The organism is Micromonospora sp. NPDC006431 (assembly GCF_042870725.1).
GTDB lineage: Bacteria > Actinomycetota > Actinomycetes > Mycobacteriales > Micromonosporaceae > Micromonospora.
The window spans coordinates 64,476-78,070 of record NZ_JBIAHQ010000008.1 but is presented as its reverse complement, the minus strand read 5'-3'; the positions used below and the strand labels follow the sequence as shown (position 1 = coordinate 78,070).

Here is a 13,595-nt window from a genome sequence, read left to right as displayed (position 1 = left end):
CTTTGCTCAGGACTTTCGGCTGCCGCTGCTGTCCCGGACCACGAGCGTCGGCGCGACCGGGGGCGGGTTCGCCCGCCCGAGGGACGGGCCGGCGGTCATCAGATCCAGCAGTGCGGCGACGCACCGGCGGCCGACTTCGTCGAAGTCCTGCCGGATGGTGGTCAGCGGCGGGGAGAAGTACGCAGCCTCCGGAATGTCGTCGAATCCGACCACACTGACGTCGTCCGGCACCCGCACGCCCCGCTGGTGCAGGGCGCGGAGCAGGCCGAGCGCCTGGTGGTCGTTGGCGCAGAAGATCGCGGTGATGTCCGGGCGGTCGACCAGGGTCTGCCCGATCTCGTAGCCGGACCGCGGGCTCCAGTCTCCGGCGATGACCGGCGGGACGCGGCGGCCGGCCGTCTCCAGGGCAAGACGCCACCCGTCGGTGCGGTCGCGGGCCTCCAGCCAGTCGCGCGGCCCGGCAATGTGCCACACGGTCTCGTGCCCGAGCTCGAGGAGGTGCTCGACGGCGAGGCGGGCGCCGGCAACCTGGTCGACCGCGACGGTGGGCAACTCGCCGTCGCCGCCGGGCTCGACCACCACCGCGGGTACGCCGGTGGGTAGGCCGTGCACCGCGGCACTGACCATCGGGGCGATGAGCACGACCCCGGCCACAGACTGCTCGGCCAGGGCGTCGATGGCGGAAGTCACCCCGGACCGGTCGAGCCGTTCCAGGGTGACGATGCTGATGCCGTAGCCGGCGGCGCGGGCTGCGCGCTCGATGCCGAGCAGGGTGGCGGCCGGGCCGTAGAGGATCGTGTCGAAGCTGACCACGCCGATGACGTGGGAGCGCCGTGAGGCCAGCCCGCGGGCCAGGGCGTTGGGTCGATAGTTGAGCTGATGCACGGCCCGGAGCACCCGTTCCCGGGTTTCCTGCCGGACGCTCGGATGATTGTTCAGCACTCGGGAGACGGTTTGATGGGAGACGCCGGCAAGACGTGCGACATCGCTCATGACTGCGGCGCGCACGGCCGGCTGTTGAATCATGGCACCTCCCTGTCGAGGTCATCGTAGTCCTGCCGCTTTCGGCGGGGAGAGGCGCACGGCCCTCCCCGGCGATAGCGGTGGGGAGGGCCGTGCGGCGCTCGGTTGCGGATGGGAGTGCCGGCGCGTTTCCGGCACCGGGCTGCGCCGAATATCGATTGACGCCTGTGAATTGTGATTCCGGTTCAGAATCCTCTGGCCAGTCGGAAATAGGCCTGATTCGAGCGGATCTCGTGGGCGAACCGCCGAGGGGTGGTGTCGGCGTCGATGACGACAAGTTCGGTGCCGGTCATTTCGGCGAGGTCGTGCAGTTCCTCGGTCCCGATGGCCTGGGACAGGACCGTGTGGTGCGGCGCGCCCGCGGTGAGCCATGCCTCCGCGGAGGCGGCGAGGTTCGGGCGGGGCCGCCACACCGCCCGGGCGACCGGCAGCTTGGGCAGCGGCTGTGGTGGGGCGACCACGTCGATCTCGTTGGCCACCAGCCGGAACCGCTCGCCGATGTCGGCCAGCCCCAGGACCACCGCCGGGCCGGGCGTGGCGTCGAAGACCAACCGTACGGGGTCCTCGCGCCCGCCGATGCTCAACGGGTGGATCTCCACGGTCGGCGTCGCGGCGGCGATGCTGGGGCAGACCTCCAGCATGTGTGCGCCGAGGACGAGTTCCCGCCCAGGGGTGAGGTCGTAGGTGTAGTCCTCCATGAAGGACGTGCCACCGCCGCTCCCCACCGACATGGCCTTGAGCGTGCGCACCAGCACGGAGGTCTTCCAGTCGCCTTCCCCGCCGAAGCCGTAGCCGTCGGCCATCAGCCGCTGCACGGCGATGCCGGGCAGTTGCCGCAGCCCGCCGAGGTCCTCGAAATTCGTGGTGAAGGCGCCGAACCCGCCGGCCTCGAGGAAGTCCCGCAACCCGGCCTCGATCCGGGCGGCGTAGCGCAGGGAATCGTGGCGCTCACCGCCGGGGCGCAGCGTCGGGTCCAGCCGGTAGCTGTCGTCGTACTCCTTGACCAGTTCGTCGATCCGCGAGTCGGCGACGGCGTCGACGGCATGGACCAGGTCGTTCACCCCGTACGTGTTGACGGAGACCCCGAACCTCAGTTCAGCCTCGACCTTGTCACCCTCGGTGACGGCCACGTCGCGCATGTTGTCGCCGAAGCGGACCAGCCGCAGCGAGCGCATCTCCGAGTATCCGATCGCGGCTCGGGTCCACGCCGCGATTCGGGCGGTGACCTGCGGGTTGCTGACGTGCCCGGCGACCGTCTTGCGGGCGACGCCGAGGCGGGTCTGCGCGTACCCGAACTCCCGGTCGCCGTGGGCGGCCTGGTTGAGGTTCATGAAGTCCATGTCGATCTCGGACCACGGCAGCGCCACGTTCGCCTGGGTGTGCAGGTGCAACAGCGGGGTACGCAACGCGTCCAGACCGGAGATCCACATCTTCGCCGGGGAGAAGGTGTGCATCCACGCGATGATCCCCACGACCCCCTGTACGGCGGCGTCGCGGCAGACGGCCAGGATCTCGGAGCTGGAGGTGAGTACGGGCTTCCAGACCACCCGGGCGGGGATGGCGGGATCGGCGTCGAGTCGCGCGGCGATCTGCTGGGACTGATCGGCCACCTGACGCAGGGTCTCGGGGCCGTAGAGGCCCTGGCTGCCGGTGAGGAACCAGACCTCGGCGGCCGGGGATGGGCTAGTCATGGGGTGCCTTCCGATGTGCGGATCGTGGGTTACTTCTTGCCGATGGCGATGAGGCGTTGGAGCAGGATGAACGCGAACAGCAGGCCGCCGATCACGATCTTGGTCCACCAGGAGTTGAGCGTGCCGTCGAAGGTGATCAGTGTCTGGATGACACCGAGCACGAGCACACCCAGCACGGTGCCCACGATGTAGCCGGCGCCGCCGGTGAGCAGGGTGCCGCCGATGACCACCGCGGCGATCGCGTCCAGCTCCATGCCCACGGCGATCAGCGGGGCCCCCGACAGGGTGTAGAAGGACAGCAGAATGCCCCCGATCGCCGAGCAGAGACCACTGATCGTGTAGACGGCGATCCGGGCGCGGCCGACCGGCAGGCCCATCAACAGCGCCGACTGCGGGTTGCCGCCGATGGCGTACACGTCGCGGCCCAGTCGGGTGTACGCCAGCGTGTACGCGGCCAGGGCGACCACCACGACCGTGATGAGGACGCTGACGGTCACGAAGTTGTCGCCGATCCTGATCCGTTCCTGTGCCGCTGCGGTCCAGAAGCCGTCGGAGATGGGTACGGAGACCGAACTGATCCAGGTGCACAGGCCACGGGCGAAGAACATGCCGGCCAGGGTGACGATGAACGGTTGGATGTCGAAGAAATGGATGATGCAGCCCATCACGAACCCGAGCGTTGGGCCGATCAGCAGCGCGATCAGCAGCACCAGCGTGGACGGCAGGCCCTCGCGCAGCAGTGCGGCCGACACCATCGCGGTCATCGCGACCACCGAGCCGACCGACAGGTCGATGCCGCCGGTGAGGATCACGAAGGTCATCCCGACCGCGACGACGAGCAGGAACCCGTTGTCGATGAAGACGTTGAAGATGACCTGGATGTTGGAGAAGGCACGGTACTGCGAGACGCCGATGCCGTACATGACGAGCAGCAGACCGAGGCTGACCAGTACCGGGACCTGCCGCCGGGGCAGGCGCCACCACGTCGGTCGGCCCAGCCGCGCGGTCAGTTGCGGGGTGCTCATCAGGCTGCCACCTGCTCCTTCTTCTGCTCGACCGGGACCGACGGCGGCGCCCCGGGCACTCGCCGACGGCGGAACCTGGCGCGGAACGCCGGTGCCTGGATGAGGCAGACCGCGATCACCACCATCGCCTTGAACAGCAGGGAGGTCTGCGGGTCGATGTTCATGGCGTACACGGAGGTGGTCAGGGTCTGGATGATCAGCGCGCCGACGACGGTGCCGCTGAGGTAGAAACGGCCGCCGGTCAGCGCCGTGCCGCCGATGACCACGGCGAGGATCGCGTCGAGTTCCACCCACAGCCCGGCGGAGTTGCCGTCGGCGCTGGACACGTTCGCGGTCATCATGAACCCGGCCACGGCGGCGCAGGCGGCGCTGACGACGTATACGAGGAGCTTGATGCGCCGCGCGCGGATGCCCGCCAGCCGGCTGGCCTCGGCGTTGCCGCCGACCGCCTCGATGATCATCCCGAGTGCGGTGCGGCGGGTGAGTACCGCCACGATCAGTGTCACGGCCAGGGCGATGATGATCGCGAACGGCAGGGTGAGGAGGTGTCCGACGCCGATCATCCGATAGGGACTGCTGTTGATGGTGATGATCTGTCCGGAGGTGATCAGCTGGGCCAGGCCGCGCCCGGCGACCATCAGGATCAGGGTGGCGATGATCGGCTGGATGCCGATCACGGCGACCAGCACCCCGTTCCAGGCGCCGAGGAGCAGCGCGACCCCGCACGCGATGAGCAGGGCGGCCAGTACGGTGCCGAGGCTGCTCTGGTCCGGCTGGCGACTGATGTAGAGGCAGGCCACGGCGCCGCTGACGGCTACCACGGACCCCACGGAGAGGTCGATCCCACCGGTGGCGATCACGAGGGTCATGCCCAGGGCGACCAGGATCAGAGGGGCGCTGAGCCGGACGATGTCGATCAGGCTGCCGTAGAGGTGCCCGTCCTTGAGCTCGACGGCCAGGAAGCTCGGCCGGTAGACGGCGTTCGCCGCCAGTAACGCCACGAGCACCACGACCGGCCAGAACAGCCGGTGACCGGCGGCGCCCGACAGGCGTGTCTTCCAGGTGGTCATGCCGCGTCCTGCCCTTTCTGCTCGGCTCCGCTGGCGATGACGCGCATGACGCGTTCGGCATCGAGGCTGTCGTCGTTGGCCAGCTGGGTGACCAGCTGCCGGTCGCGCATCACGGCGACCTTGTGGCTGAGCCGCAGCACCTCCTCCAGTTCGGCGGAGATGAACAGCACCGCCATCCCGCCATCGGAGAGTTGCACCACGAGGCGCTGGATCTCGGTCTTCGCGCCGATGTCGATTCCGCGGGTCGGCTCGTCGAGGATCAGCAGCCGCGGCTCGGTGATCAGCCAGCGGGCGAGCAGGACCTTCTGCTGGTTGCCCCCGGAGAGGTTGCGCACCGGCATGTCCGGGTCGGCCGGGCGGATGCTCAACGTCTCAATGTAGCGCCGGACCAGCTCGTCCTGGCGGCGTCGGGGCACCTGCCGTAGCCAGCCGCGGGCCGCCTGCATAGCGAGGATGATGTTCTCCCGCACCGACAGGTCGCCCACCAGACCCTCGGTGCGCCGGTTCTCGGAACAGAACGCGATGTTCTGTTCGATGGCGGCGACCGGTCCCCGGATGGTGACGGGCCGGCCATCCACGGCGAGCTGACCCCGGTCGGCCCGATCGGCTCCGAAGAACAGCCGGGCGACCTCGGTGCGGCCCGACCCGAGCAGGCCTGCCATGCCAACCACCTCACCCTGGTGGATGGTGAGGCTGAACGGTGCCACGGAGCCGGTTCGGGCAAGCCCGGTCGCCTCGACGACCGGGGTGCCCGTCTCGACGGCCGCCAGGTCCCGCCCGGCCTGCTCGTCGAGTCGCTCCAGGGTGTCGAGTTCCTTGCCGATCATCTTTTCCACCAGGGCGAACTGCGGTAGCTCCGGGGTCGGGTACTCGCCGACGAGGCGGCCGTTTCGCAGGACGGTGATGCGGTCGGCGACCTCGTACACCTGGTCGAGGAAGTGCGTGACGAAGAGGATCGCGATGCCCTCGTCGCGCAGCTGGCGCATGATGCGCATGAGCTGCGCGACCTCGTCGGCGTCGAGGCTGGACGTGGGCTCGTCGAGGATCAGGACCCGGGCGCGGACGTCGACGGCGCGGGCGATCGCCACCATCTGCTGTACGGCCAGGGAGTAGCTGCCGAGCAGCTCGGTGACGTCGATGTCCAGGTCGAGGCGGGCCAGCAGGGCCTTCGCGCGGCGGCGCATCTCGCGCCAGTTCACGGTCCCGAACCGTCGCGGCTGGCGCCCGATGAAGATGTTCTCCGCCACGGACAGGTTCGGGCAGAGGTTCACCTCCTGGTAGACGGTGCTCACCCCGGCTGCCGTGGCCTGCCTTGGGCCGGTGAAGGAGACCGGGGCGCCGTCGAGCGTGATGGTTCCGGCGTCGCTGGCATACACCCCGGTCAACACCTTGATCAAGGTGGACTTGCCGGCGCCGTTCTCGCCCATCAGGGCGTGCACCTCGCCAGGGAACATCCGGAAGTCGACGCCGTCGAGGGCGCGGACTCCGGGGAAGAATTTGCTGATCGCGGTCATCGTCAGGACCGGATGCCTATCCGACATCCCACCAGACCTTTCGTGATTGTCGTCAGGTGCCCTGCCGCCGCGACCGTTCACGGCGGTCCCGGCCCGTCGGCTCACGGTGCGGGAGAGTGGTCGGGGCCGGCGGTGTGGTCCACCGCCGGCCCGTTCGGTGCGCCGGCGGGCATCGCGGCGCAGGCGCTGTGCCGGTGCCCCGGCCCGTCAGTACTTGCGGTTCGGCAGGGCCTCCTTGGCCTGCTCCTGGGTGAAGGTGGTCTCCTCGGTCTCGATCCGGGTCGGCACCGTCTCGCCGGCGTGGACCTTCTTCGCCAGGTCCATCAGCTGGGGCCCGAGCAGCGGGCTGCATTCGGCGATGAAGTTGAACTTCCCGTCGGCCAGGGCCTGCATGCCGTCCTTGACCGCGTCGACGGTGATGATGGTGATGTCCTTGCCCGGCACCTTGCCCGCGGCGGTGATCGCTTCCAGCGCGCCCAGGCCCATGTCGTCGTTGTGCGCGAACAGCACGTCGATCTTCGGGTTGGCCTTGAGGAACTGCTCCATGACCTGCTTGCCGCCGGCGCGGGTGAAGTCACCGCTCTGCGACGCGATGATCTTCAGGTTGGGGTTGGCGGCGATCGCCTCCGCGAAGCCCTTCTTGCGGTCGTTGGCGGGTGCCGATCCGGTGGTGCCCTGCAGCTCCACGATGTTCACCGGGCCGGTCGCGGACTTGGTCTGCTCGACCAGCCACTCGCCGGAGAGCCGGCCCTCCTTGACGAAGTCCGAGCCGAGGAAGGTCTTGTAGAGCGACTTGTCGGCCGAGTCGACGGCGCGGTCGGTCAGGATCACCGGGATCCCGGCGTCCTTGGCCTCCTTGAGCACGGTGTCCCAGCCCGACTCCACGACCGGCGAGAAGGCGATGACGTCGACCTTCTGCTGGATGTAGTTGCGGATCGCCTTGATCTGGTTCTCCTGCTTCTGCTGGGCGTCGTCGAACTTCAGCTCGATGCCCGCGGCGCCGGCGGCCTCCTTGATGGAGTTGGTGTTCGCCGTGCGCCAGCCGCTCTCGGCACCGACCTGCGAGAACCCGAGCACGATCTTGCCGTCGGCCTTCGTGCCGCCGTCGCCGCCGGTGTCGCTGTTGGAGCAGGCGGTCAGCCCGGTGGCGAGCAGCCCGGCCGCCAGCATGGTGGCGAACCCGCGGCGGCTGATCGAATTGCCGGTGTTCATGTGATGACTCCTTACGGGGGTGTGGTGGGGTACCTGGCTGTGCCTGGCCGCGCCGGACGTGCCGGAAGGCCGGGCCATGGACGATGCGCGCTGTTCAGGTTTGGCGAGTCATTCGTGAGATGCCGGCTGGCACCGGCTCGTGCTACCGGTTGGTGGACGGAACCGGGCCTGCCCGTAGACGTTCTGGTAGCGCTCGTAGAGCGAGTCGATGTCCTCGGCGGCGATGGGCACCGGCTGGCCGAGCGCCCTGGCCAGGTGTGCGGTGCGGGCCACGTCCTCGCACATCACCGCGGCCTTGACCGCCGCCCTCGCGTCCGGGCCGATGGTGAAGACGCCGTGGTTGGCCATCAGCACCGCGGGGGAGCGGTGCCCGGAGAGGGTGGCGACGATGCCCTTGCCGATGTCGTCACCGCCGATGAGGGCGAACGGGCCGACCGGGATCTCACCGCCGAACTCGTCGGCCTGTGCGGTGAGGTGGCAGGGGATGGGCTCGCCCCGCGCGGCCCAGGCGGTCGCGTAGCTGCTGTGGGTGTGCACGACGCCACCGACGTCCGGCATCGACCGGTAGACGTAGGCGTGCGCGGCGGTGTCGCTCGACGGCGAGAGGTCACCCTCCACCACGATTCCGTCGAGGTCACAGACGACCATGTGGTCGGGCCGCAGGTCGTCGTAGGACACCCCGCTCGGTTTGATCACCATCAGGTTCCGTCCCGGCACCCTCGCCGAGACGTTGCCGGCCGTCCAGGCCACCAGGCCGTACCGGACGAGTTCGGCGTGCAGGGCGGCCACCGTCTCGCACAGCTGTGCCACCTCGGCGCTCGTGCTGAACTGCTTGCTCATGCCATGACCTTCGCGGGGAGCGGGGCCTCGTCGGCCCGCGCGTGGTTGACCGCCGACCGGGCGGCGTTACGGATGGCGCGTAGGCGCAGCAGGACGTCGTCGCCGCCGCGACCGAAGTGATCGTGCAGCCGCCGGTACTCGGCGTACAGCGCGTCGTAGGCACGGGCCCGACCGGGATCGGGCAGATAGGCGTCGCGGTCCACCCGGCCCATCGCCGTGGCGGCCGCGAACACGTCGGAATAGGCCCCCGCCGCGACCGCCGCGTGGATCGCCGAGCCCAGCGCCGGGCCCTGGGCCGAGCCGATGATGCCCAGCGGCCGGTTGGTGACGTCGGCGTAGATCTGCATCAGCAGCCGGTTGCTGGTCAATCCACCGGCGACGATCAGCTCGTGCACCGGCACCCGCGCAGCGGCGAACGCCTCGATGATCATGCGGGTCCCGTACGCGGTGGATTCCAGCAGCGCACGGTAGATGTCGGCCGGCCGGGTGGCCAGGGTCAGCCCGACGATCACCCCGCTCAGGTCGTGGTTGACCAGCAGCGACCGGTTGCCGTTCCACCAGTCCAGCGCCACCAGCCCGTGGGCGCCCACGGGCTGGGCAGCCGCCTGTTCGGTCAGCAGCTCGTGGGAGGCGAACCCGTCGGGCGCGGCGTGCTCGACGTACCAGCCGAAGATGTCGCCGACCCCGCTCTGGCCGGCTTCGTACCCCCAGAGGCCGGCGCTGATGCCCCCGTCGACCACGCCGCACATGCCAGCCACCTCGGCCAACTCCGTGCCGTTGACGACGTGGCAGGTGGAGGTGCCCATGATGGCGACCAGCCGGCCCGGTTCGAGGGCCTGCGCGGCGGCGGCGGTGACATGGGCGTCCACGTTGCCGACCGCCACGGCGATGCCCGCGGGCAGGCCGGTCCACGCCGCGGCCTGAGCGGTCAGTCCGCCGGCGCGCGCACCCAGGGCGGCCAGCGGGCCGTCGATCTTCTCGACGAAGTCGGCGAACCCCGGGTTCAGCGCGGCTAGGTAGTCCCGGGACGGGTAGCGGCCGTCCTGGCGGATGCCCTTGTACCCGGCGGTGCACACGTTGCGGGTTTCGGCGCCGCACAACTGCCAGACGATCCAGTCGGCGGCCTCGATCCACCGCTCGGCCCGGGCGTAGATCTCGGGGCCTTCCTCCAGCAGTTGCAGGGCCTTGGCGTACTGCCACTCGGCGGAGATCTTGCCGCCGTAACGGCCGATCCAGGCCTCCCCGCGCTCGTGGGCCAGGGCGTTGATGCGGTCGGCCTGCTGCTGGGCGGCGTGGTGCTTCCACAGCTTGACGTAGGCGTGCGGGCGGGTACGCAGGTCGGGCAGCTCGCACAGCGGGGTGCCGTCGGCCAGGGTGGGCAGCACGGTGCAGGCCGTGAAGTCGATGCCGATACCGATGACCTGCTGCGCGGCGACACCGCTCGCGGCGAGTGCGGCGGGCACCGCGTGTCGCAGCACGTCCCGGTAGTCGTCGGGGTCCTGCAGGGCCCAGTCGGCCGGCAGCGGCTGCCCGTCGGCGGCCAGCACGGAGTCCATGACGCCGTGCCGGTAGGCGTGGACCGCCGTGCCCAGTTCGGCGCCGTCGCGAACCCGTACCACCAGTGCCCGCCCGGACAACGTGCCGAAGTCGACGCCGACGACGACCTGGTCGCCGGGTCCAGCCGAAGCAGTCATGAGATCCTCCCCGTTCACCTTCTCGCCACAGTGTTAGCGCTCACATTCGATCCGTCAAGAGCTCTCCGGAAACCTGCTCGCAACTCTGTTTCCGTGCCCGGGAGCCTGTGACTCGTCGTGGGGTGCGAGCCCGGTGGACCCGCCTGTGATTGCCGCCCTGTGCACGCTCACATTCATGGCCGTGGCACGCCGCTTCGTCGGCCGGCTCCCTGGCGCTGGCGCTGGTGCACGAGCCGGCCGACGCGTGGTTCGCCGGACCAGATCGGCAGCGACAGACGTTTCCTGCTCAGCTGGCTGTCGGCGCACCCATCGGAACAGCCGCGGCCCGGTCGACTCAACTCGGCCGGGCCGCGGCCGTTCACTCGGTGGGGCGGACAGCCCCGGGCGTCACCTACGGGGCGAGTTCGTTCTTCGCGCGGGCCGCGCTCGAGACGACGAGATCCTTCTCCGCTTGAGTGAAGATGCCGGCCGCGAGGAACGCGTCGGCGGTACGGGCGACCGCCGACTGGAAGCCGCCGTGGTTGGTGAAGGGCGCCTGGTCCCACACCAGGTCGAGGAACGTCAGGCCGTCGGTGCCCGGTGAGGGGATACCCGTCACCGGAACGTCGAAGTTCGGCAGGCCGTCGTTGCGCTTGTAGTTGGGCACGCCGGTGTCGATGGACCCGAACACGATCGTCGGCTCCACCCGGCGGAAGTACGACGAGGCGGCCTGCGAGTCGCTGATGTAGTACGGCCGCAGGGTGAAGCCGTGGGTGGTGAAGAGCATGTCACCCGCCGCGGTGGTGCTCGCGTGGGTGATGGCCGAGCGGGCGTAGTCGCCGTCCCGCTTCAGGTGGCGGTAGAGGGACAACTCGCGATAGTTGCCACCGCCCGGGTTGCCGAGGATCTGCATGACGAGGGGACCCCAGAAGATCGCCTGGGTGTCGGGGCGGTCCAGCGCCCGCTCGATCCGGATGCTGAACGGCATCCTGATCTCGATGGTGTCGCCCGGCTGCCAGGTCCGGCTCAGCGTGACGTAGGTCCCCGGCTTGGCGGTGACCTGGGCGTCGGCTCCGTTGATCGTGACGAAGAAGCCCCGCTGCACCCAGCCCGGTACCCGCAGCTTGATGTCGAGCTGGCCGCTGCCGTCGACGACCAGCTTCGTCCGATCGTCGCGGGGGTAGCTCGTCTCCTGGGTGATGGTGAAGCCCTTCTCGGCCCAGGTCAGCGTGGACGGTACGAACAGGTTGACCCACAGCGTGCTGCCGTCGGCCGACTTGAAGTAGATCGTCTCCTGGTACTTGGTGTGGTTCTCCACTCCCGTCCCGCCGCAGCAGGTGCCGGTGTTGCCGTAGCTGCGGCTGGTGCCCGGGGTCAACGGCTGGAAGTAGGTGACCTGCGGGTTGCTGACGCTCGTGCTGTCGGCGCGCGAGCCGACGATCATGTTGAGCAGGCCCCGCTCGTAGTAGTCCAGGTACGCCGGGTCGTGCTCGTGCAGGAACAGGTTACGGGCCAGCTTGATCATGTTGTAGGTGGTGCAGGTCTCCGCGCCTCCCTGGGCGATCGCGTTCGCGATGTTGTCCCGGTTCTGGAACATCTCGATGTTGTTGTTGGAACCGGGGTAGTTGCCGCCCGTCCCGCCGTGGGCGAACATGCGGTGCGGGACGACCATGCCGAAGAAGTTCTTCGCGGCCTGGAAGTACTCCCGGTCGCCGCTGTGCTCGTAGACGCGCAGGTACCCGACGAACTGCGGCACGTGCGAGTTGGCGTGCAGGCGGTCCGGGCGGCGCCGGCCGGGCCGGTTCTGCGGCGTCACCACGAGGATGTCCCGGTTCTCGACGCAGGCGTCGAACAACGACTCGCGGTTGTCGAAGAACTTGGCGGTCTCCAGGTGCTTCCCGTCGCCGGTGAGCGCGTAGATCTCGGGGAAGACCTCGCCTGCCCCGCCCGTCTCGCCGGCGATGTAGAGGTCCCACATGTAGTTCAGGTTGTCCCGCGTGATGGGGCCCGTGTAGTTGGGGTGGTTCTTGTCCCCGACGGTCAGCGCGAGGTGGGCCCAGTTCGCCATCTTGACGACGACGTCGCGCGCCTGCTCGTTGTCGGTGTGGTAGTAGGCGTCGAGCAGGCCGCGCATGATCTTGTGCTGGGTGTACCAGGGTGCCCAGGTGTTGGTGTTCGCGTTGCCGCCGTAGACGGCCCAGCGCGGCGGCCCGAGCCGGAGCACCGCGTCCTCCGGGATCGCGCCGAGGTAGCCGGGGTGGGTCGGGGTCCACAGGGTGCTGCCGCCGTCCTGGGCCGGCACGATGCCGGCGTCGCGGCCGTTGGGCGAGGCGTCCTTGAGGGTGGTGCCGCCGTCCTCGTCGAACCGGTACCAGGCGATGGTCCCACCGTTGGTGCTCCCGGCCGGCGAGTCGAGCAGGGACTGGACCTCCTGCTGGCTCAGGGCGCGGTCGAAGACGTGGAATTCGTCGATGGTCGCGTCGAGGAACGGGTCGCCGTACTGCGATCGCCCGATCCACCGGTTCCCGGGGTTTCCGAGGTTGGCCGGGCTGAGGGTCATGTTCGTGTTCTGGCCGGCCTGCTGACCGTTCACGTACAGCGTGCCGGTGTTCTGCGACAGCGTGACGGCCAGGTGCACCCACTGGTTGGTCGGCAGCGCCGCGTTACCGTTGATCTGCTGTTCCTGACCCGAACCGCCGACGGTGATGGCGAATCTCGGCACGTTGCCGGTGACGCCGGCACGCGGGGTGAGGAACATGTTGACCGTGGTGTTCTGACCGAAGTCGAACAGCCGGCTCCAGTTCTGGGCGGAGGCGAGGTTCACCCAGGTGGCGATGGTGAAGCTGGTGAGCTGACTGATGGCTTCCTGAGGAAGGGTGACGTGCTGCGCCTTGCTCGGTCCATTCAGGCGCAGCCCGTTGCCGAAGCGGCCCGCCACCCGGCCGATCTGCGGTTGCTGCGGATCCCCGCCGCCGGAGCCGCCGGTGCCCATCCGCGCGGCGATCGCTGCCTGGCACGCCGCGAGCTCGTTGACCATCCAGTCGAGCTTGCTCTTGAAGATCGGCTCGCCCTGGTCGGCGTAGCTCTGCGCGAGAGCCGTCATGAAGTGACCGGCCCAGTGGCCGCTGAGCAGGCCGCCGTCCTCCCAGCCGCCGGGGACCGAGACGCCCGCCGGGTTCGGCCGACCGGCCTGGTTGTTGAACAGGACAAGGAAGCGCCGCTCGTCGAACTGGCGAAGGTAGTTCTTCGTGCGGTCGCGCTTCTCCTGCAGCAGGCCGTTGCCCAGCTTCACCTCCCGCAGCTGGAAGGGCCTGACCGGCGCGGTCCCACCGGGACCGAGGTCCGGTGGGGTCGAGCCGAGCGCGGTCGGGCCGGTTGCCGGCTCGGTGGTTGTCGCCGCCGCGGCAGCGGTCCCCGGGAGAACGCTGGCGCCGGCGACCGCAGCCACACCGATGGCTGATGCCTGAAGAATCTGACGTCGATTGACGGAGGGCTTGTCGGATTGAGTCACTGAGGACCGTCCTTCCACGTGGGTGTGGGCTGACCG

9 protein-coding genes are annotated in these 13,595 nt (G+C 69.3%); all 9 read right to left on the bottom strand.

Annotated features, from left to right (window positions below):
* Positions 1 to 6 precede the first annotated feature (6 nt).
* Positions 7 to 1,026, bottom strand: coding sequence for a LacI family DNA-binding transcriptional regulator (locus tag ACFYM6_RS16235; RefSeq protein WP_387276136.1), 1,020 nt, complete (start codon positions 1,024 to 1,026; stop codon positions 7 to 9).
* A gap of 182 nt (positions 1,027 to 1,208) precedes the next feature.
* Positions 1,209 to 2,714 (bottom strand): L-arabinose isomerase, encoded by a 1,506-nt coding sequence (gene araA, locus ACFYM6_RS16230; RefSeq protein ID WP_387276134.1) that lies wholly within the window; start codon positions 2,712 to 2,714, stop codon positions 1,209 to 1,211.
* A gap of 29 nt (positions 2,715 to 2,743) precedes the next feature.
* Positions 2,744 to 3,739, bottom strand: coding sequence for a galactofuranose ABC transporter, permease protein YjfF (gene yjfF / locus ACFYM6_RS16225; RefSeq protein ID WP_387276133.1), 996 nt, complete (start codon positions 3,737 to 3,739; stop codon positions 2,744 to 2,746).
* Entirely contained in the window at positions 3,739 to 4,809 is a 1,071-nt protein-coding gene (locus ACFYM6_RS16220) for an ABC transporter permease (protein ID WP_387276131.1), read from the bottom strand. The genes yjfF and ACFYM6_RS16220 overlap by 1 nt, the downstream gene beginning before the upstream one ends.
* The gene (locus ACFYM6_RS16215; RefSeq protein WP_387276130.1) at positions 4,806 to 6,350 is read right to left on the bottom strand and encodes a sugar ABC transporter ATP-binding protein; all 1,545 of its coding nucleotides are present in this window, start codon (positions 6,348 to 6,350) and stop codon (positions 4,806 to 4,808) included. The genes ACFYM6_RS16220 and ACFYM6_RS16215 overlap by 4 nt, the downstream gene beginning before the upstream one ends.
* Before the next feature lie 180 nt (positions 6,351 to 6,530).
* Complete coding sequence (locus ACFYM6_RS16210) at positions 6,531 to 7,535, bottom strand: ABC transporter substrate-binding protein (RefSeq protein ID WP_387276128.1); 1,005 nt, start codon at positions 7,533 to 7,535, stop codon at positions 6,531 to 6,533.
* 108 nt (positions 7,536 to 7,643) lie between these two features.
* Complete coding sequence (locus tag ACFYM6_RS16205; RefSeq protein ID WP_387276126.1) at positions 7,644 to 8,375, bottom strand: L-ribulose-5-phosphate 4-epimerase; 732 nt, start codon at positions 8,373 to 8,375, stop codon at positions 7,644 to 7,646.
* Positions 8,372 to 10,069 carry a ribulokinase gene (araB, locus tag ACFYM6_RS16200; protein ID WP_387276124.1) on the bottom strand — a complete coding sequence of 566 codons (1,698 nt, stop codon included), beginning with the start codon at positions 10,067 to 10,069 and terminating at the stop codon, positions 8,372 to 8,374. Before araB ends, ACFYM6_RS16205 begins: the two co-directional genes overlap by 4 nt.
* Positions 10,070 to 10,460: 391 nt before the next feature.
* Complete coding sequence (locus ACFYM6_RS16195) at positions 10,461 to 13,496, bottom strand: beta-L-arabinofuranosidase domain-containing protein (RefSeq protein ID WP_387276122.1); 3,036 nt, start codon at positions 13,494 to 13,496, stop codon at positions 10,461 to 10,463.
* Positions 13,497 to 13,595 lie beyond the last annotated feature (99 nt).

Coding starts and splice junctions, on each gene's coding strand:
- ACFYM6_RS16215 (WP_387276130.1), bottom strand. CDS start 6,350: ATGTCGGATAGGCATCCGGTCCTGACGATGACCGCGATCAGCAAATTC.
- ACFYM6_RS16220 (WP_387276131.1), bottom strand. CDS start 4,809: ATGACCACCTGGAAGACACGCCTGTCGGGCGCCGCCGGTCACCGGCTG.
- yjfF (WP_387276133.1), bottom strand. CDS start 3,739: ATGAGCACCCCGCAACTGACCGCGCGGCTGGGCCGACCGACGTGGTGG.
- araA (WP_387276134.1), bottom strand. CDS start 2,714: ATGACTAGCCCATCCCCGGCCGCCGAGGTCTGGTTCCTCACCGGCAGC.
- araB (WP_387276124.1), bottom strand. CDS start 10,069: ATGACTGCTTCGGCTGGACCCGGCGACCAGGTCGTCGTCGGCGTCGAC.
- ACFYM6_RS16235 (WP_387276136.1), bottom strand. CDS start 1,026: ATGATTCAACAGCCGGCCGTGCGCGCCGCAGTCATGAGCGATGTCGCA.
- ACFYM6_RS16205 (WP_387276126.1), bottom strand. CDS start 8,375: ATGAGCAAGCAGTTCAGCACGAGCGCCGAGGTGGCACAGCTGTGCGAG.
- ACFYM6_RS16210 (WP_387276128.1), bottom strand. CDS start 7,535: ATGAACACCGGCAATTCGATCAGCCGCCGCGGGTTCGCCACCATGCTG.